Annotated in this window: 16 protein-coding genes; 7 read left to right on the forward strand and 9 right to left on the reverse strand. The window is 43.1% G+C overall.

Annotation, left to right across the window (positions count from 1 at the left end):
* Positions 1-116: 116 nt before the first annotated feature.
* Complete coding sequence (locus J8L84_RS09005; RefSeq protein WP_211070405.1) at positions 117-1,169, reverse strand: L-dopachrome tautomerase-related protein; 1,053 nt, start codon at positions 1,167-1,169, stop codon at positions 117-119.
* 249 nt (positions 1,170-1,418) lie between these two features.
* Between J8L84_RS09005 and J8L84_RS09010 the strand changes: the two genes are divergently transcribed.
* Positions 1,419-2,567 carry an endonuclease/exonuclease/phosphatase family protein gene (locus J8L84_RS09010; protein ID WP_247670685.1) on the forward strand — a complete coding sequence of 383 codons (1,149 nt, stop codon included), beginning with the start codon at positions 1,419-1,421 and terminating at the stop codon, positions 2,565-2,567.
* A 135-nt stretch (positions 2,568-2,702) separates the two neighbouring features.
* A complete protein-coding gene (locus J8L84_RS09015) occupies positions 2,703-3,434 on the forward strand; it encodes a diguanylate cyclase (RefSeq protein ID WP_211070407.1) in 732 nt (243 codons plus the stop codon).
* 153 nt (positions 3,435-3,587) lie between these two features.
* On the opposite strand, the gene J8L84_RS09020 is transcribed toward J8L84_RS09015, so the two are convergent.
* The 7 genes from J8L84_RS09020 to J8L84_RS09050 form a co-directional block, all read right to left on the reverse strand.
* Positions 3,588-5,312, reverse strand: a complete 1,725-nt coding sequence (locus J8L84_RS09020; protein WP_211070408.1) for a M1 family metallopeptidase — start codon at positions 5,310-5,312, stop codon at positions 3,588-3,590.
* Positions 5,313-5,533: 221 nt separating this feature from the next.
* Positions 5,534-5,800 (reverse strand): DksA/TraR family C4-type zinc finger protein, encoded by a 267-nt coding sequence (locus J8L84_RS09025; protein WP_211070409.1) that lies wholly within the window; start codon positions 5,798-5,800, stop codon positions 5,534-5,536.
* A gap of 379 nt (positions 5,801-6,179) precedes the next feature.
* Positions 6,180-7,403, reverse strand: a complete 1,224-nt coding sequence (locus J8L84_RS09030; protein WP_211070410.1) for a M56 family metallopeptidase — start codon at positions 7,401-7,403, stop codon at positions 6,180-6,182.
* Positions 7,396-7,788 (reverse strand): BlaI/MecI/CopY family transcriptional regulator, encoded by a 393-nt coding sequence (locus J8L84_RS09035; protein WP_211070411.1) that lies wholly within the window; start codon positions 7,786-7,788, stop codon positions 7,396-7,398. The genes J8L84_RS09030 and J8L84_RS09035 overlap by 8 nt, the downstream gene beginning before the upstream one ends.
* A gap of 95 nt (positions 7,789-7,883) precedes the next feature.
* Complete coding sequence (locus J8L84_RS09040) at positions 7,884-8,366, reverse strand: DUF2938 domain-containing protein (protein WP_211070412.1); 483 nt, start codon at positions 8,364-8,366, stop codon at positions 7,884-7,886.
* Positions 8,367-8,421: 55 nt separating this feature from the next.
* The gene (locus tag J8L84_RS09045) at positions 8,422-9,519 is read right to left on the reverse strand and encodes an FAD-dependent oxidoreductase (protein ID WP_211070413.1); all 1,098 of its coding nucleotides are present in this window, start codon (positions 9,517-9,519) and stop codon (positions 8,422-8,424) included.
* 4 nt (positions 9,520-9,523) lie between these two features.
* Positions 9,524-10,198 (reverse strand): cupin domain-containing protein, encoded by a 675-nt coding sequence (locus tag J8L84_RS09050; RefSeq protein ID WP_211070414.1) that lies wholly within the window; start codon positions 10,196-10,198, stop codon positions 9,524-9,526.
* A 138-nt stretch (positions 10,199-10,336) separates the two neighbouring features.
* Between J8L84_RS09050 and J8L84_RS09055 the strand changes: the two genes are divergently transcribed.
* A complete protein-coding gene (locus J8L84_RS09055) occupies positions 10,337-11,263 on the forward strand; it encodes a LysR substrate-binding domain-containing protein (RefSeq protein ID WP_211070415.1) in 927 nt (308 codons plus the stop codon).
* A gap of 153 nt (positions 11,264-11,416) precedes the next feature.
* Complete coding sequence (locus tag J8L84_RS09060) at positions 11,417-11,938, forward strand: carboxymuconolactone decarboxylase family protein (protein WP_211070416.1); 522 nt, start codon at positions 11,417-11,419, stop codon at positions 11,936-11,938.
* A 177-nt stretch (positions 11,939-12,115) separates the two neighbouring features.
* On the opposite strand, the gene J8L84_RS09065 is transcribed toward J8L84_RS09060, so the two are convergent.
* Positions 12,116-12,580: a hypothetical protein gene (locus tag J8L84_RS09065; RefSeq protein ID WP_211070417.1), complete on the reverse strand. Its 465-nt coding sequence runs from the start codon at positions 12,578-12,580 to the stop codon at positions 12,116-12,118.
* Between the two features lie 383 nt (positions 12,581-12,963).
* On the opposite strand from J8L84_RS09065, the gene J8L84_RS09070 reads away from it, so the two are divergent.
* From J8L84_RS09070 to J8L84_RS09080, 3 genes are all read left to right on the forward strand, one after another.
* Positions 12,964-14,307, forward strand: coding sequence for an aminotransferase class V-fold PLP-dependent enzyme (locus tag J8L84_RS09070; RefSeq protein ID WP_211070418.1), 1,344 nt, complete (start codon positions 12,964-12,966; stop codon positions 14,305-14,307).
* 9 nt (positions 14,308-14,316) lie between these two features.
* The gene (locus J8L84_RS09075; protein ID WP_211070419.1) at positions 14,317-14,841 is read left to right on the forward strand and encodes a RidA family protein; all 525 of its coding nucleotides are present in this window, start codon (positions 14,317-14,319) and stop codon (positions 14,839-14,841) included.
* 741 nt (positions 14,842-15,582) lie between these two features.
* Entirely contained in the window at positions 15,583-18,102 is a 2,520-nt protein-coding gene (locus J8L84_RS09080) for a TonB-dependent receptor (protein ID WP_211070420.1), read from the forward strand.
* Positions 18,103-18,258 lie beyond the last annotated feature (156 nt).

The raw sequence follows: 18,258 nt of genomic DNA on the forward strand, positions 1-18,258 counted from the left end.
GACACTCACTATACTGCATCTGACTTTAGGAGTAAAAATGACCTAAGGTACTTCAACGTATATCGCCCCGCTTTTAGCGCATTATTTCCATCTTTACGATAAAAGGTTTTGTCGCCTTAATTAGCGAGCTTGCTTGGTGATGGCAATGCTACTTTATAAACCTCGAACTCCATGCTACTTACGTCACTGCCAGCATCTTGAATTTTACTGTTGGTGTAGTAAAGCGCGTCATTATGAATACTAAACGTATCTGCCCAATTTACTGCATCCCCATCTACTAAAGTGTGCAGTGTTAAATCGGGCGTTAAGTACTGAACTAACTGCTTCTCTAAATCGGCGAGGTACAAAACCCCATCATGATAAATTAGGCCGTCAGGTGCCCCTGTAGTGGCGACTTTGCGTACTTTACTGGCAATGTCGTTGTTACTTGTAGGTTTTATATCTAGGGTATCTATCGCGTATAGGGTGTAGCCACTTAATGCGTGAAAATAAACAATGTCATGTTGGCTATCAAGCGCTAGGCCATCAGAGTGAACTGTGTTCGTAAACGGTTTTCCAGCAATGTCTAACGTAGAAGTTTCCGCACGGGTAAATTGATGGTTATCTAAAATACGGTAACTATTGTTGTCGCCTAAGTCGTAGATGACGAGTCCGGCATGGCCAGAATCTGTCATGTAAATTCGATTCGTTTTATCATCAACGCGCAAATCATTAATGTAAGAATCAGAGTGATAGGCTTTGCTGCCTAAGGTGAGCACACTTTCCACCTTATTTGTTTCAAGGTCTATTACAAAAATACGAGGGGCATCTTTAACCCCTTTAAATTGCGGGTTGCGGGTATCTAAAACATATAATTTATCTTCGTGAGCCACCACCGACTGTACCGCTAAAAAGCAATCATCGCTCATCCTAGTTGACGCCACACAGCTATTTAACTGCTCATTAGGATAAGCTTCAAAACTTCCTGAATCTGATATTTTTGCTACTGCAAATTCGACACCGCTTCGCCAGTTAGGCGCGTTAACAAATACATCGCCGTTGCCACTAACCGTAACGCCGGTTATTTGCGTACCTTTTACGCTTGCTAGTTTTTGTGTGGTTTGTGCAGCTAATGAATGCGCTGAAAAGAAGGCCAATCCCATTGTAAAAAATATCTGTTTTAAAGCCATGTACTTGCCCTGTATTATGAGAGGTTAGAGTTTGTCGAAAGGTATTCAGTGTAAGAGGTTTTCGTCGTTGATATCTGTAAATGCTACGTGTGGCTTAAAAGAAAAGCTCAATGGTAACTTGTATTGACTATAGGTTTGTCCAAGGTTGTTGCTTCGCAATTTATAATCTCTAGTTATCCAACCATCTGTTATAAATTCGGTTTCAAATGAGAATGTTTTATGAATAATAAATATGTCGCACTGCTTTTAATGGCTTTTTCATCGGTAATTAGTGCAGACACACTAAAAGTAGCCACGTTTAATGTAAGCATGGAGTCGACTAACTACAAAGCGCTTGGTTTAGCGCCTAGTGCTAAGGTTTTACAGCAGGTGCTATCTAATGGTGATAATCAGCAAGTTAAGAATATTGCTGAAATTATTCAGCGTGTTAACCCCGACATTCTGCTACTCAATGAGTTTGATTATATCGCCGACCAGTCTGTAGGTATCGATAACTTTATAAAGCATTACCTGAATGTCTCACAAGCTGGTCAAAAAGCAGTGGATTATGGCTATGTTTATACCAATACCGTGAATACCGGCGAGCCCACGAATTTTGATTTAGACAACAATGGCAAAAAAGAACAATACGGCGGTGATGCTTATGGTTACGGGTTATACCCTGGCCAATATGGCATGGTGGTATTGTCTAAGTACCCTATTGATCATGATAGCGCACGTACGTTTCAAACCTTCAAATGGCAAGATATGCCTGATGCCCAACAGCCCATTTTAGCAGCTAGCAATACTAAAGAAGCGGGTACGCCTTGGTATTCAGAAGAGGAGTGGCAGACCTTTCGTTTAAGCTCAAAATCTCATTGGGATATTCCGGTTAATGTGAACGGAGAAATAGTGCATGTGTTAGCGATGCACCCCACACCGCCAAATTTTGATGGCGATGAAGATAGAAACGGTACCCGTAATCACGATGAAATTCGCCTAATGGCTGATTATTTAACGCCAAAACGAGGTGGCTATATTTACGACGATGCTGGCGAGCAGGTGAGTTTAAAAGAGAACGAACGGTTTGTATTGGTCGGCGACTTTAACGCCGCTGATATTGGCGATAAACACAGACCTGATGTGATTGAGCAGTTAACTGAAAGCCTGTTAGTGAACAATAGTCTTATTCCCACAAGTGCGGGTGGTGCAGAAGCATCAAGCGAAGCCTTCAGTAACCGGTTCACTGCGTATTGGGGGGCAAGAGCCGATTATGTCCTGCCTTCACAGTATGGTTTTGACGTAAAAGACGCTGGCGTATTTTGGCCTAGTAAAGATAGTGATTTATATAGGCTAGTAAAAGACAGGCAAGCAAGTTCTGATCATAGGATGGTGTGGGTCTCGTTAACGATAAAATAGCTTGTCTCTAGCCGCTAAACGTTAAAAAAATTTAATGAACTGCTAATCTATTCTGGTTACTTGCCCGTTTATAACCTCATACACCTTCGCCTATGTCACCTGACGTAGGCCATGTTTCGGGAGAGGCAAGTTTCTATGGACGATCCTACGCTAATAATCCTAATGTATTTCATCATTCCCATCTGGTTTGTGGCGGGTATTGTCGATTGGTACTGCCATAAGCGAAGTAATATTTCCGGTACTAGCGGCGCAAAAGAATCGCTTATCCACTTACTCATGTTCGCCGAAGTGGGCATTCCGCTTTTCATGGTGCTGATATTCGAGGTTAATAGCTTAATTATTGGTATTAGTATTTTGCTCTTTTTTGTGCATGAAGCCACGGCCATGTGGGATGTCTCTTATGCGGTAACTAAGCGCCGTGTAGGGCCCATTGAACAGCATGTTCATAGCTTTTTAGAAATGATCCCGCTATTAGCATTAGTTTTAGTGGTGGGTCGACATTGGCCTCATTTCACAGCGCTGTTTGGTATTGGCGATATCCCCGCCGATTTCGCACTTCAACTTAAAGAAGACCCTTTACCTACATGGTATTTAGTTACCGTGCTATTGATAGCACTAGCCTTAGAGTTTGTACCTTATTTGGAAGAGTTAATGCGTGGTTTAAAAGATAAAAATCAAGTTAATAGCGGCAGAAGCAACGGCACCGGTGGCACCGGTGATAGAAACGTCACGCCCGTTTCAGATGCTGAAGCCGAGGCTGCTAGTCCCTATGCTACGTCAGTGGCTGGGGAAGAAGACCCCGGTGTAGCATTAGAAGAGTTGGTCGAAAGTCGCAATGGGGGGACGCCAATCACCAAGAAGCGGTAAACAGCGGTAATTGGAATGTATTGATTCGGTTTACCCACATAAGTGAGGGCTCCTTAATCTGCGTGCTATCCACTCCATGTAATGCCTTATTAGGCATTACATGGAGTTAAATTCAGCGAGGTTTATGCGCCCTGTTTTAACTTATTACTCGGTTTACTTTTTCCTCATTTCAGCTTGCTCTACTTGCCATTCCCGATAATCTTCAAAACGCTGTTCGTAGCGAAGCACCTTACTGTTAGGGTCAGCAATTACTGCATCGTATTGGCTTACTGCTAAGCTGGTTTGGTTTTGCATATCAAGCGTGGTTAATTTACCGTTTACGCTAACTTCTAACGGCATAGGGAAGGGTAAGTCACCTTCTGTTTCCCACGTAAATGTAATGTCATTTTCGGTGCGAACAACAACTAATTTAGGTAAAGCTGCACTGAATATATACACGTCAAAAAACCAATCTAGATTGTGCCGGCTGTTTTTATTAACGATATCAATAAAATCTTGAGTATTCGCAAAAATCGGTTTGAAATTGCCAGGCTTGGGGTCACTGCGGCCATACACTAATTCGGTTACAGAGCGGAAAAAGTCTTCGTCGCCCATTAGCCCTCTAAGCGTATGAATAACCCATGAACCTTTGGCATAAATATCACCCGCAGGGCCTTTTTCATACACATCTTCTTCAGACATTAATTCGTTGCTCACAATCGGATGAGCATTGGCCAACCCTTTTCGCTGCGCATTTAGCTTAGTAAAATACGCTTCATTACCGTGCAGGTATTGTGCATATAGCGGCTGCATGTAGGTGCCAAATCCTTCGTGTAGCCACATATGATCCCAATTGTCGTTGGTAAGCTGATTACCAAACCACTCATGCGCAAACTCGTGCTGCATTAACCAATCGTACCCAGCATCATCTTTTCTATATTCATTGCCATAGGCGTTTATGGTTTGATGCTCCATACCCAAGTGAGGGGTTTGTACTATACCTACTTTCTCGTCAGCAAAAGGATAGGGGCCAATCATACGTTCGAAAAAAGTAATCATTTCTGGTAGCTCGGCAAATAAGGCCTTAGCTTTGTCTTCGTTTTCTGGAAGGTGGTAGTAGGTTAATGGGTAAGTGTTGCCGTAAATGCTGGTAAAACTTTTGGTCAGCTTTTCGTAAGGCGCTATATTCAAGGCAATGCCGTAGGTATTGTGCATTGATTTGGTTTGCCAATGAAAGGTGCGATCATCACCATTTTCTTCCGTTGCAACTAATACTCCATTGCTGGCCGCTACTAGTGGCTTGGGAACGGTAATGAAAAGTTCGGTGTTAGCGGGTTCGCCATAAGGTTGGTCGATACACGGCCAGAAAAGATCGCACCCTTCACCTTGCACTGCAGTTGCCAACCATGGGTGTCCATCAGGGGTTTCTTCCCACATCACGCCGCCATCCCAAGGGGCTCTAATCGGCGTGCGAGGATGGCCTGAATACACAACCCGTAAGGTTGCAGGAAAAGCCACATTACTAGTTGGCGATACAATAAGCTCGCCTTCAAGGTTACTAAATTGCTGTGCAGGTAGCTCAGTATCATTCAGCCAAACGCCTTCAATAGCAAAACGCGTGTCTAAATCCACAGAGATTTCTTGTTGTGGTGAAGGCGCTTGCAGGGTGAGGGTAGTATCCCCAAACACTATCTCTTTGTCGAAATCGAAGGAAAAGACGAGCGTTGCATGGCTAATAGATAGGTTCTGTTGCCTTTTAGGAATTTCTCCCCCGGTTTTTAACGTGTAGGGTGTTGATAGCTCGGCAGCGTGTATAGGATTTACTGAAGAAGCTGGCAGAGTCGCACACCCAACAACAAATGATGAAGCACACGCTAAGGCAAGCATTTTTAATTTCATGTTCTTTCCGTTTTTATTATTGTGAATTTGTTATTCCGTTCTTATTGTTATACGAACAGGAGCAAGATAAATCAATAACTTATCTTTCACAAAAGTCACAAGTTAATGCAACGGGTATACGGTTAATACGAGGGTAAGTAAGATGAAAGGCGGTAACCGACTGCGTGGCTAATTCAATCTTTGATAAAGGCGCCTTTGTATAAGCCTATTATTTTAATGGCCTATCTTAGCTGGCTATCTTTACTGCCTCTACGGTTAAACAACGACTCAACCTTGCTTGTTTTTTCCATTTCAGCTTGGCAGTTAATACACAATTGAACGCCAGGCACTGCTATACGTCTGCGCTCAGGAATAGGGGCGTCGCACTCTTCACAGAACTCAGCACTCTCACCGTGATACATGTTGTTTTTAGCACGCGCCACGGCATCTTCAACGCTTGCATCTATTTGGTCTTGTACTGCACCATCTTTTGCCCAGCCACCAGCCATGTTTCCTCCTAAATGTTACTTGTGCGTTGTGCTAACTAACCTACATTGAAACTAACCAATATCGAAACTAATCAGCATCAACCATAAGAACTTGCTTTAACCATAGAGTGAAGCAAAGACAGTGCCGAGCCCTCCTTTAATTATTTTTGATAATAATTACAGGAGGTTAGAGAAAATGAATACGATGAAGCATGGTATGGCGTATGAAGTGCCCGTAGTCTTTACTGATAGCAGTGAAATATTTGCTTCGTGCTATTTTGGTATAGGCAAAGACAAAATAGGTTAAGAGAGAACAGCTTAAGTGAGAAAAGCCTTGTTTGAGGAAAACACTAAAAGGAGCAACAGCTCCTTTTAGTATTCTTACTTGTTAGGCTTAAGCCTATTTTTCAGTGCCCGCCGTTAAAGGCTGATCAAGTTTATAGTCGAGCTGTACTAACAAACCCGTTTGCCTGCGGGCAACACCACCTTTAATTGCTGGTTTGTATTTCCATTGTTTGAGCGCGGCTTTAGCACTCTCATCAAATATACCGTCGGGAGTGGCATTGACTACCGTGATATTGTCGGTGCTACCGGTTTTAGTAATATCGAATTGCAGTACAACGAAGCCTTCAATATTGCCTTTTTCGGCCGCTTCGGGGTATGCAGGCGATACAAATTCTATCGGTGCAGCGTCGTTAACCTTCGACTGTTTGTGTTCAGTATTGTGAAGCGGGGCGTTAGCTAATGCCATATTGGCAGTGATTAAGGCAAAAATAGCAGCTGTGCCAGCGGCAAGTAACTTATTACCTTTATGCGGGGTTTTAATCGCGTTTAGTCTTTTCATCATTGTACTTTTCTCTCCAAAGGTGGGGTACAGGTTTACTGCTTTTGAATTATGCTCGGCACAACAAACAAGTGCTTTTGCATAAATGAGTTTCTCGTCTGGTGATTTGTTGGCTAGCACTGAGTTATCACATGCTAATTCTTGACTACTACGAAACGATTTCAAGGCAAGCCAGGTTGCAGGGTTGAACCAAAAAAGTACTGTAAAAGCTAACGCAATAGCATTCCATACGTTGTCTTTGTGTTGGTTATGTACTCTTTCATGTTCAAGTATTAATGCTTGCTGAGTACCTGAAAATACAGTCTCGAAATAACTAGGCAGCAGAACGACAGGCTTCAAAAAACCAAAAAGCATAGGTGTAGAAGCTTTATTGGAATAATACGCGCTAAGGGAAGGTGACGTATTAGAGCCTACTGAAACGGTAGATTTAGGCGAAGGAACAACGTGCTTTTTATCAATAGAGCGAAATAGGCTTATATGATGCACCAATATGTAAGCTGCTACTGCACTAGCACCTGTTGCCCATAGCCAAAACAGCACGCTGAATTGCGAACCGGATACATTAGGGTTAATACCCACTATATAGCGGCTGATGCTATTAGCAGAAATAGAGACCAAATCAACGGGCAGGTTGTTCATCACAAGTGCGACAGGTATTAACAACCACGCTTTGTAAACAAACTTAGTACCTAGTTGGTTAGTAAGGAAGCGTTCACAAAAGATCAAAAGCGCCAAAACAACCGTTAACATAGCTTGCTGAGAAATCACCCACTCAATCATTGTTTTGCTCCCACTGTTTGATAACCGCTTTAAGCTCATCGATATCTTCTTTAGATAATTCATTTTGGTTGGCAAAGCCTGCAATCATAGGCGCAACTTTACCTTTGAAAAGTCGGCTTAAAAAACTGCTCGTTTCTTCTTGAACATATTCTTCGCGGGCCATTAATGGGTAGTAAAGGTATTGGCGCTGTTGCTTGTGAAAACTGATCGCCCCCTTTTTAACTAGGCGGCCGAGTAAAGTTTTTACTGTTTTCTCATGCCAAGGTTTATGTTGATTAAGGCGGTCAATTACCTCGTTAGATGATATCGGGTTGCTGTCCCAAATCACGTCTAATACTTCAAACTCGGTATTGCTAATATCTGGCTGCGCTTTAGATTTATTCATAAGATTTCTGCTAGGCTCAACATAAGGATTACAAGTGTAGTCTCAATTTAAGATTACACCTGTAATTTAATTATGCAAGCTTTTTAGCGGATTTTTTAAGCAAAGGCCAGTGCGGTTAGAAACATGCCTATGCCGAATACAGAATGTCCTGCAAAACTTCTTATCCGTGTAACTGTTGGGTTAGGTGTTTTAGCTCCGGCAATACCAGCTCCCATGCCTGGCATCATAATGAAAAATGGCGCTACTATGCCAACCCATGAAACAAGTAAACTGGGAAGTAGAGTAGGGAGCTTCACCCACTGTGTGTTTACGCAGAGCATTAATATTAAGCCGTACGTAATGCCAATTAGGTAATGTATAACCCAGCCAATGATCAGTTCGCCAGGTATTCGTTCGGCCTTTGACAATGCGGGCTGAATAAACTGCCCTGATTTCATGTGGCCTACCCAGCGTCCCACCAATAACCAGTTTGTTGCAGGGAACCCGAAAAATGTCGCGAGTAGCCAAGCGTAAATATCTAGAACAATAGTGCCCCCTATACCTATGAGTATAAAAGTATAGATAAAATCGTTGATCATAATGGTGTGTCCTCGAAAAGTGCTTGAAAGGTGTGAATAGAGATGAAAATAGCTACTAATAAGTGTGAATGTAGTGCTCAACACCCCTGCTTGCAGCATCTACCGCGCCAGCAAGGTAACCGGGAAATTGCGTCGACCATTCACTGCCTATACCCACTAAGCGTTGATGCCATGGGCCATTAGGCGGGGTAATGTAAGGCGCTGGGGCATGTGCATTTGCCGCGTGTTTATCTAAATGTGTTGAAGTGAGTTCATCTTGTGCCCAGTCTTTAATAACATCGACTTCAGGTGTAGCGGCTTGCGTACCAAAAAGTCTTGCCAATTGGGCCCGGCAAGACGCTTTCAAATCTTCATTTTTAATTCGTTGCCTGTCGGTTGCGGGCACACCAATAAAACCGAATAACGCTGCTTGGCCATGTGGGTATGATGCATCATGTATTTCAACCATTGGCCCCGCGCTGCTGCGCGCACTACCCGACAGCCCTTGCTTGCGCCAAAATGGGGTATCGTATACTGCAATGTATTTAGCATGCGGCGCCATCCACGTTGCTGTACTTTGCCACTTTGCTATTACATCGCTTGGTAGTGTTGGGTTAAACGCGATTTTTTCTACCGCCAGACGAGGCGGTAGTGCGAGCATGGCATGTTCAACATAGACTGTGTTGTTTGGCTTATCGGAATTGCTATAGCGTATTTCAATAGTGTCTTGTTGATGGGATATTGATTCAACTGATGCACTGGTTACTACGTGTTTTTTTTGAAGCTTCGCATACAGGGCGTTAATGATTTTGCCCATGCCGCCTTTTATCCGCATAGATGTGGGAGAGTGCATGTAACCCGGTGTGGCGGTTGGTGGCTGGCTAGATGAATGTTCAATCAGTGTGTGTCCTTGCTCGAACTGGGCAAAGGTTTCAAGCTTTAAGCTTTTAATAAGCTCACTTAACTGCGGCTGAAATTCTGGCCAAAACCACGTAGGACCAAGATCGAAACTATTACTCTTACTCTGCGAGTTGCTAAGAAAGTCAGAAATTCGCCCGCCTAAATGTGCTCTGGCTTCAAGCAGCACGTAATCGGTAATGCCTTTTTGCTCTAATTGGTAGGCGGCATAAAGGCCGCTTAGCCCGCCACCTATAATCGCAATTTTTTTTCGCATGGGGTTAGTCTCCGCAGCCTATGTTTTTAAAACTTCCTACCTTTAGGTAAATCGCCGCGTTATTGTCTCCTGCAGTAATAAGCGGTTTGCTATTGCTGGGTAACCTAAGCCAACTCCCCTTTGTATACTCTTGCCCTTGGTGCAGCACGCTGCCGCTTAGTACAAATAGCTCTAGTGCATCATGAGTAGACAAGTTATTAAACAAGTGTTGTTGCGGCGTAAGTTTTACGAGTTTAGTTTCTTCGCTATCGTCCCGGTAAAGTGGGCAAATTTGTAGGTTGTTTTGTGTTATCCACGCATCAGGATTATTGGTGTCTATGCGCACAGGGCTGACTTCTTTTTCCTGCATTTGCCAAAGCTTTACAAAAATAGTGGTGCCATTTTTACTGCTAGGTGCATGGGAAGAGCCCGGCGGGTTTCGCAAATACCAGCCTTCAGGGTAGTCGCCAGCTTGGTCAGAAAAAGTTCCGGAAAGCACCAATATTTCCTCTCCACCAGGGTGACCGTGGCTTGGGAAAAAAGACTCTGGCGCATAGCGCACCACGGTAGTTGCCCGGGCTTTTTCGCCGCCTATTCTGTCGAGCATTACCCGTTCAACGCCTTTTTGGGGCGTTGGTTTCCAACTATATTGACTTGATAGCAGAGCCGCTTGTTGCAGAAAATCTGAATTAACACGCATATAGTTAACCTAATGAGAAAGATTGAAATGGGCTATTTAGCCAATAGTTTGCTGATGGATTGAGAGGTATTTTTTACTTATTTACTTGCCTTTACAAACGAGATAATCTGAATCATCAGTAAAGAAAAAGTTTATCGCATGAAATCACCTGTACACCTCAATGCACTAAAAGCTTTTGAAGCAAGCGCTCGGCATCAGAGTTTCTCGGCGGCGGCACAAGAGCTTAACGTTACGCCCGCCGCAGTGGGGCAACTTGTAAAAACACTAGAAGAGTGGCTTGATACGGCTTTGTTTCATAGGATGAGCTCGGGCAAGACACGGCTAATAGCCACTGAAACCGCGCAAAGTGCGCTGCCACTTATTCGCGAAGGGTTTGATAAGCTTGCTCAAGGGGTAGACATTTTAAAAGACAATTCGATAAGTGGCGCGCTAACCGTAGCGGTAAGTCCCGCATTTGCCGCTAAATGGCTACTACCTAGGCTTCATCATTTTCAAGCTATTTGTGCTCAAACCAATGTTAATCTAAACACGAATTTAAAGCCTGTTGATTTTGCTTCACAACGAATAGATGTAGGCATACGTTTTGGCGTGGGCACTTGGCAAGGTCTAAGCGCTGAAAAGTTGATGGATGAAGAAGTATACCCAGTGTGTTCGCCTACTTTTTTAGATGACGAAAGTCGCTTAAGCTCAGTAGAAGGTTTGTTAAATGAAACCCTTATACATGACCAGTCTATGGATGCACATACGGGATTTCCTTCATGGTCATCGTGGTTAAAAAAAGCGGGAGTAGCAGGCCCTTTAACCACGAAAAGTATTCAAATAAACAACTCTGCTGCGGTGCTGCAATCAGCAATTGATGGTCATGGCGTGGCATTAGCGCGCAGCGTAATGGCAAAAGATGATGTAGCAGCTGGTCGGTTGGTAAGGTTGTTTCCAAATATTAGTTTTCAATCACCTTTGGCATATTATGTTGTTTATCGGCACGAATGTGGCGATCTGCCAAGAATTCAGGCTTTTAAAGACTGGCTTTACAAAGAGGTAGAGGTCGCTATTGCTGGAAAGTAAGTGGTTTCTGATTAAATGCGATATCCAGTAAAGAATTTATTTACCATAGTATAAGATAAACTCTGTGGTTAAGCGCTTTAATTACCCTTAAGCTTTTGCGCCATGTTAGCTACTTTAATGCGTAAGGTAGCATTGGTCAGGAGTATGGTAATTATGTCACAAGTAAGAGTAACCCCATGGCAAGATGGTGATGAAGTCCCTTCCGACTTACTCGCCGAAATGCAAGGTCGCCGCCCTAACGGTGAGCTAATAGGAATTGATAGATTACTACTAAGAAGCTTTCCATTAGCGAAAGGTTGGAACGAGTTACTAGGCCGTGTAAGAGCTAACTTTAGCTTATCGCTCGAGTATAGAGAGCTAATTATGCTGCGCGTCGCGGTATTGAATAAAGCCGATTTTGAGTGGAACGTACATTACCCTGCGTATATTCAAGCAGGTGGCACTGATGAAAAGGCAACCGCGCTCAAAAGTGTGGCTGTAAACGCTGACTTATTCAATAAGCAAGAACTAACATTGCTTAAGCTAACCGATCAATCAACCACTAACGTAAAGGTGGATGGCGATGTTATTGAACGTTTGAACGTATTACTCGGCGAAACAGAAACGGTGGAAGCGGTTGCAACTGTTGCTGCTTACAACATGGTATCGCGCTTTTTAGTGGCGTTAGATATTTAACTATATTCTCTTGTGTAAAAAGCTGCCCGTGTATTGAGGTGCGAATCTATTCAAGTGAAAGTGTAGGGAAATGTCAGCGAGCAAAAATAAGTTCTACAGACTCAAACTTAAATGAAGGGTCTGATCCTCACGTTCATGCATGCAACTTATGGCGTTTAATTGGCTATTTGGGTACTTTTAAACGCCGCGAATTTTTTTGTAAGTAATAGCGGAAAATAACGATAAAATTCCTGTAGCTATACCCGCAAGTAAGCCAATCCAAATAGCGTGTAAGGGAATAAAAATAAGAGCCAAGCCTGCTGTGGATGATAGGCGCTCACCCGTATAGGAAGGGTAGTTTACACCCCAATATCCCCAACAATGAAAGAGCGCTATAGCCATTAACGCCCCCCAAAAAGCTACTTTTTCATGGAAAGAATAATGAGCACCAAGAAATGCGGCTAAGCTAGTAAGTAATAAGTAAGGAATAAGCCGAAAAGGAGTGGATTCAAAGTAACCTAGAAGTGAGGAATATCGAAAGATTTGTTCAATACTTGCCTTGAAATCATAACCGCCAATAGTGATAGCAAAGATCCAATCTACTGTTGTCTCATTCACTATTAAAAAACAGAAAACCAATACACCCCAAAACCATTTGTTCATCTAGAAATCCATTTAAATTAAAGTGCTCACCGCTACTGGTTGATTAAAAGCTTAATTAAGTTTCAGCCACATCGCCTTACGCTTTACATTTTACTGCTGATTATTTACACGCATTGACGGTTGGGTGAAGCCGAACTGAAAACCTGTCTTCTTGTACCTATTCCTATTCTGAGTCTTGTAACAAGTTTTAAATACAAAGTAGTCATGCTTTGCACGTTTGAACTGAACAGAGAAAGAGAGGCTTTACATTCAGAATGACACATTAGTAAATTATGTGGTTCAACAATTGCTTCAATTGGCCTAAATAGAAGCTTTGTGGCTCAAATTCATTGAAATACAAACCTTTTTTCTTTTCGGTTAATTCTAGTAGTGAGGGTGAACTAGTGAGTATAGTGCCAGAGTATGTAAACCGCAGACGAGTGCTAAAAGCCTTGGTAGGTGGAGCGGTAGGTGGGATGGTAGGAACTTTGGCGGCAACAAAATTGGTTCACGCTAGTAGTGAAAATACCTCATCGATAACTGCCACATTACCCCAATTACCTAAAAATATATCGCCCGAAATGCTGGCAAAAGATGAGTCATTTTGGGCTCAAATTGCACTGAATTATGACAAAGTGCAGGGCATTGTTAATTTAGAGCATGGTTACTGGGGGAAGATGTCTCGGCAGGTGCAGGGCGTGTTTATTGAAAAGACGCAGATGGTGAATACACAGCTTTCTGTTTATGGTCGTAGACACTTTAAAGATGACCTAGCTCATAGCACCAATAGAGCAGCACAAGCGCTCGGCGCTGAAAACGAAGAAGTGGTTCTTACCCGTAATGCCACTGAGTCTATTCACAATTTGATGCGGCAGTACAATAATTTTGAGGCAAACGATACAGTGCTGTTTGCCGACATTGATTACCCAAGTTTTAAAGATACCATGCGTTGGTTGGCAAAAACGCAGAACGTAGAACCTGTAGAAGTTATTTTACCCGCGCAAACCGACCAATCTGAAATCCTCGATATTTACGTTAAAGCATTTGATAAACATCCTAATTTGAAGTTAATGCTGCTTACCCATGTGAGTAACCAGCACGGGCTCATACTGCCCGTTGCAGACATTGCTAAAGCGGCAAAAGCGCGAGGGATAGATATTATTTGTGACTGTGCCCAATCGTGGGGCTTGCTCGACTTTACCATTGCCGAATTAAATGTGGACTGGGCAGGCTTTAATCTCCATAAATGGATTGGCAGCCCTGTAGGTGTTGGGGCGCTATATATGAAGAAGGGCAGCTTAGAAAAAATCTCTCCCTATCCTGGAGAAATTGACCCCAATAATACGTTAGTAGATAAACGAGTTCACACTGCCACTTCAAATTTTGCATCTATCCTAACGGTTCCCGCTGCTATCGACTTTCATGAGTCTATTGGGCCTGCCAATAAAGAAGCTAGATTGCGTTACTTGCGTAATCTGTGGGTAAAAGAAGCAAAGCAGTTGCCCAATATTGAAGTGCTGGGCGGCGAAGATGATGCATCAAGTACGGGAATGGGGGCATTTCGTATAAAAGGTAAAGTGTCGCTAGACGAAGCAAAGATGCTACAGCAAAGACTGGAAAATGAATTCAATGTATTTACGGTGGTAAGGGTAGGGTTAGCCAGTGGTTGTTGTATAAGAGTGACCCCACAGATATTTATTTCAGCTGAAGAAATTAAGCAATTAACTCTTGCGTTAAAAAGCCTATAAAAAGGAAAAATGATGAAGAAATTTATACTAGCGACAGCCGTCTCATTAATGTTTGCGCCCATAGTGGCAAGTGCGAATACGCCAGAGCAAAGTTTGAAAGCAGATGGCTTTACACTGCCTGCGCCAGTGAAGCCCATTGCGAATTACGTTACATGGCGCCGCGCTGGCAACATACTGTACTTATCAGGCCACGGTGCCTGTGAAGGCAAAAGTGTGCTTGGAAAATTGGGGCAAGATGTAACAGTAGAGCAGGGTTACGATGCCGCACAACTGGTGGGGCTATGTGCTTTGGCAACCATTAAAGAAGCCACTGGCGACTTGAGTAGGGTGAAGCAAGTACTGCAGATAACCGGTATGGTAAACGCCACCGATGATTTCACGGGGCATTCACTGGTGATAAATGGTTTTTCCGATATATTCGTCACCGCGTTTGGTGACGATGGCAAAGCAGCAAGAGCCGCCGTTGGCATGAGTAGCTTGCCCGGCAATATGTCGGTTGAGGTAAGTGCTATAGTCGAACTGAAGAATGAGTAAAGAGCACGTATGCTTAACTAAAAAGCTCAGCGGAAAAAAAGCCTGTGGAATGGTTAAGCCATAGAGAGTATGGGTATTTACCGTTAACTAAAATAGACAGCTTTCAAGCGTAAAGTGAATTGCGCACATGCTCATTTACTCCCACCTAATCAAACCAATCAATACATAGCCGGCATGCCCGGCTTCATTTTGCACGCCTTTCAAAGCGATAACCACTCAGCGCCACGCTTTTTGTGTGAAGAAGAACACCCCGCAGATGATTACGCAATATTGGCAGTACCTACCATTGTGTCCTCAACGCGTTTTTGCAACGAAAGGCCTATTTTTGAACTAAAGTAATAGCGAAGGCTTGCGGAGGTATTTGAAGAAAATATATGGCGAGCTTGATGACAAAGGATAAGTTGATATGTATTTCACTATGTTTATATATTGTAAATTAAACCTTTGTCTAGAACGATTAAGTTAATTAGGAGTGAATTTTGAAAGTAAATTGAACTTTTTTTCTTGTTGTTGTTTTTAGTTAGGTTGTTGATTTAATTTTATTTTAAATAATTCTGCTTGTTTCGGTTAAAATATTTCTAGCTATTTTTTTAAACAAATAATTTACATGTCAGCATTCTTCGAGTAATCTTTAACTTAATCGATTAAGTTGACGTTTGTTAATTTATGACTTTAGTTCTCTTTCGCTTCTTCTCACACAACTAAGCGTAAGAGAGTTTCGCTTAGCTTTGGAGAATACCCATGCACACACCATTTAATAAAAGCGCATTGGGCATAGCAGTGTTATTAGGCCTAAGTGGCGCTGCTTTAGCTCAAGAGAATCTACCTCAAGAAGCACAAGAAAAGAAAGCAAAAGAGACGTATGAACAAATCGTAGTGACTGCCAGCCCCGCAGGTGTTTCTGCGCAAGAGGCGAGTGTTTCTGTCAGTTCATTCAATGAAGAAGAAGTGATGAAACTAGCTCCTCGCTCAACAGCTGAGGTTTTCCGTGCACTGCCAGGTATTCGCGCTGAATCTTCAGGCGGTGGCGGTAACGCAAACATTACTATTCGTGGTATTCCTTTAGCTACAGGTGGTTCTAAATTCATGCAAATTCATGAAGACGGCCTTCCAGTTTTAGAGTACGGCGATATCAACTTTGGTAACGCAGATAACTTCCTGCGCTACGATTGGTCTGTAGAGCGAGTAGAATCTGTACGTGGTGGTTCTGCATCAACATTTGCCAGTAACTCACCGGGTGGGGTCATCAACATGATCAGTGCTACCGGTGAACAAGGTGGTGGTGCAATTGGCACATCGTTTGGTCTTGATTACGAAGAGTTTCGTCTAGACTTCGCTTACGGCGGTGAAGTAAACGACGACCTATACTTCCATATTGGTGGTTTCGCGCGTGGCGGCGAAGGCGTTCGCGACACTGGCTATAACGGCGACCAAGGTGGCCAAGTAAAAATCAACTTCACTCAGTTGCTAGATAATGGTCATCTACGTTTTTACTTCAAGCATTTAAACGACAGAGTGACTACTTACTTACCTGCACCTGTAATGGTAAAAGGTAATGGTAGCTATGGCGCGGTTGATAACTTTGATGCAAGCAGCCAAACACTACATTCTGCTTACACTACCAATGTGTCGACGTTCGATTCTTTCGGTAACCCGGTTAATCGTGATCTAACAGACGGTATTGAATCTGAAGTGACCTCATTCGGCTTTGAAGCTGACTTGGAAGTGGCAGAAGATCTTTACCTGCTTAACAAATTCAGAACGTCTGATGTAGGCGGTGGGTTCGTTTCTCCTTTCACTGATACTTTCGGGGCTTATGGACCGCAGTCTGCTAGCAGCATGGCGACAGCGATATGTGCCTCAGCCTTAGATGGCGACGGTAACGCTTTCAATTGTGATTCAACTAGCGTAACCCTTGCGAACGGTCCAAATGCCGGTGACGAGTACAACGGTTTAGCGTTCCTGAACTTATTGTTTGATACAACTTACAATGATTTAGGCAACATGATCAACGATTTAAGTCTTCGTAAAGAGTATGACAATGGCGTAACGCTTACCGCGGGTTACTACTACTCTAAGCAAGACATCGCGATTAGCTGGAACAGCTGGAATACCTACATTCAAACAGTAGATGGTACTAACTCTCAGTATCTTCATATTGAAGATGCCGACGGTACTGCACTTGTTGACCAAGGACTTTGGGCACCAAGCTTCCTTTCATGGGAATGGGATTTAAACTACACCACTACAGCACCTTACATTAACGTAGGCTTTGAGGTGGGTGACAACTGGTTGTTTGACGTGAGTGCTCGTCGTGACACCGTACAAGCAAACGGTGAGCTTATAAACTCATGCTGTGGCGGTAACACTGACGTAGACATTAACGGCGACGGCATTATTTCAGGCAATACCGAAGATGCATCTGCATCAAATGGTTTCGGCTTTGGTGGTGGTGCTATTCGCCTAAATCGTGCTAATGCAACAAGCCAAATAGTTGATTACGAAGCAAGTAATACATCATTCTCGTTAGGTGGTTCATACCTGTACAGCGACTCTGTGACTTTCTTTGGTCGCTATAGTGAAGGTGGCCGAGCGCTAGCGGATAGACTACTTCAAATTGCCGGTACCCTTAATGCCGATGGTAGCTTAACGAGTACGACAAGTGGTTTCGATGAAACAGAGCAGTTAGAGTTTGGTATCAAGTACGGTACACGAGACTTTAAATTTAACGCGACATTGTTCAATACGGTAACCCAAGATACTCAAGCTGAAGTGACAAGCGGTTTAACCTTTATTCGTGAATACGAAGCAACAGGTTTAGAACTTGAGAGTAAGTACGATTTCGGTAACGGTTTCACAATGTCAGGAAACGCAACCTGGACAGATGCAGAAATTAGTGAAGACAAGTTCAACCCTGCATTAGTAGGCAAGACACCTCGTCGCCAAGCCGATTTCATTTATACGGTTATTCCACAGTACGACTTTGAAAACTTCAGTATTGGTGCGTCGTTACAAGGTTCAACAGAGTACTATGTTCAAGACTCTAACGAGCTTAAGCAAGATGCTTACGTAGTGGCTAACTTATTTGCCACTTGGTATGTATCTGACCAGTTCTCGGTATCGTTGAATGTAAATAACGCTACTGATGAATTTGTTATTACTGAGTCTGAAGAGAGTGCTGCTTCAGCTGGCGATATCATTCGAGCTCGCCCAATTAGTGGAAGAACGTCTTCAATTCAATTGAAGTACGCATTCTATTAATGGTCGTTATAACTATTCACTGCGGCGCTTTTTAATAAGCGCCGTAAGTGATAGTTCTGGTATTTCGGCGTAAGCGCTAGATAAGATTTTTAAGCGCAGCAACGCGTTTATCTTTCTTAAGTTTCTAAGGTAAATCTCCATGTCTACTAACCAAAC

Origin of the sequence: Alteromonas sp. MMG017 (assembly GCF_018100795.1) — a bacterium.
Lineage (GTDB): Bacteria > Pseudomonadota > Gammaproteobacteria > Enterobacterales > Alteromonadaceae > Alteromonas.

Bases quoted from the DNA above. Each gene is read 5' to 3' on its own strand.
- J8L84_RS09005 (WP_211070405.1), bottom strand. From the start codon at position 1,169: ATGGCTTTAAAACAGATATTTTTTACAATGGGATTGGCCTTCTTTTCA.
- J8L84_RS09010 (WP_247670685.1), top strand. From the start codon at position 1,419: ATGGCTTTTTCATCGGTAATTAGTGCAGACACACTAAAAGTAGCCACG.
- J8L84_RS09015 (WP_211070407.1), top strand. From the start codon at position 2,703: ATGGACGATCCTACGCTAATAATCCTAATGTATTTCATCATTCCCATC.
- J8L84_RS09020 (WP_211070408.1), bottom strand. From the start codon at position 5,312: ATGAAATTAAAAATGCTTGCCTTAGCGTGTGCTTCATCATTTGTTGTT.
- J8L84_RS09025 (WP_211070409.1), bottom strand. From the start codon at position 5,800: ATGGCTGGTGGCTGGGCAAAAGATGGTGCAGTACAAGACCAAATAGAT.
- J8L84_RS09030 (WP_211070410.1), bottom strand. From the start codon at position 7,403: ATGATTGAGTGGGTGATTTCTCAGCAAGCTATGTTAACGGTTGTTTTG.
- J8L84_RS09035 (WP_211070411.1), bottom strand. From the start codon at position 7,788: ATGAATAAATCTAAAGCGCAGCCAGATATTAGCAATACCGAGTTTGAA.
- J8L84_RS09040 (WP_211070412.1), bottom strand. From the start codon at position 8,366: ATGATCAACGATTTTATCTATACTTTTATACTCATAGGTATAGGGGGC.
- J8L84_RS09045 (WP_211070413.1), bottom strand. From the start codon at position 9,519: ATGCGAAAAAAAATTGCGATTATAGGTGGCGGGCTAAGCGGCCTTTAT.
- J8L84_RS09050 (WP_211070414.1), bottom strand. From the start codon at position 10,198: ATGCGTGTTAATTCAGATTTTCTGCAACAAGCGGCTCTGCTATCAAGT.
- J8L84_RS09055 (WP_211070415.1), top strand. From the start codon at position 10,337: ATGAAATCACCTGTACACCTCAATGCACTAAAAGCTTTTGAAGCAAGC.
- J8L84_RS09060 (WP_211070416.1), top strand. From the start codon at position 11,417: ATGTCACAAGTAAGAGTAACCCCATGGCAAGATGGTGATGAAGTCCCT.
- J8L84_RS09065 (WP_211070417.1), bottom strand. From the start codon at position 12,580: ATGAACAAATGGTTTTGGGGTGTATTGGTTTTCTGTTTTTTAATAGTG.
- J8L84_RS09075 (WP_211070419.1), top strand. From the start codon at position 14,317: ATGATGAAGAAATTTATACTAGCGACAGCCGTCTCATTAATGTTTGCG.
- J8L84_RS09080 (WP_211070420.1), top strand. From the start codon at position 15,583: ATGCACACACCATTTAATAAAAGCGCATTGGGCATAGCAGTGTTATTA.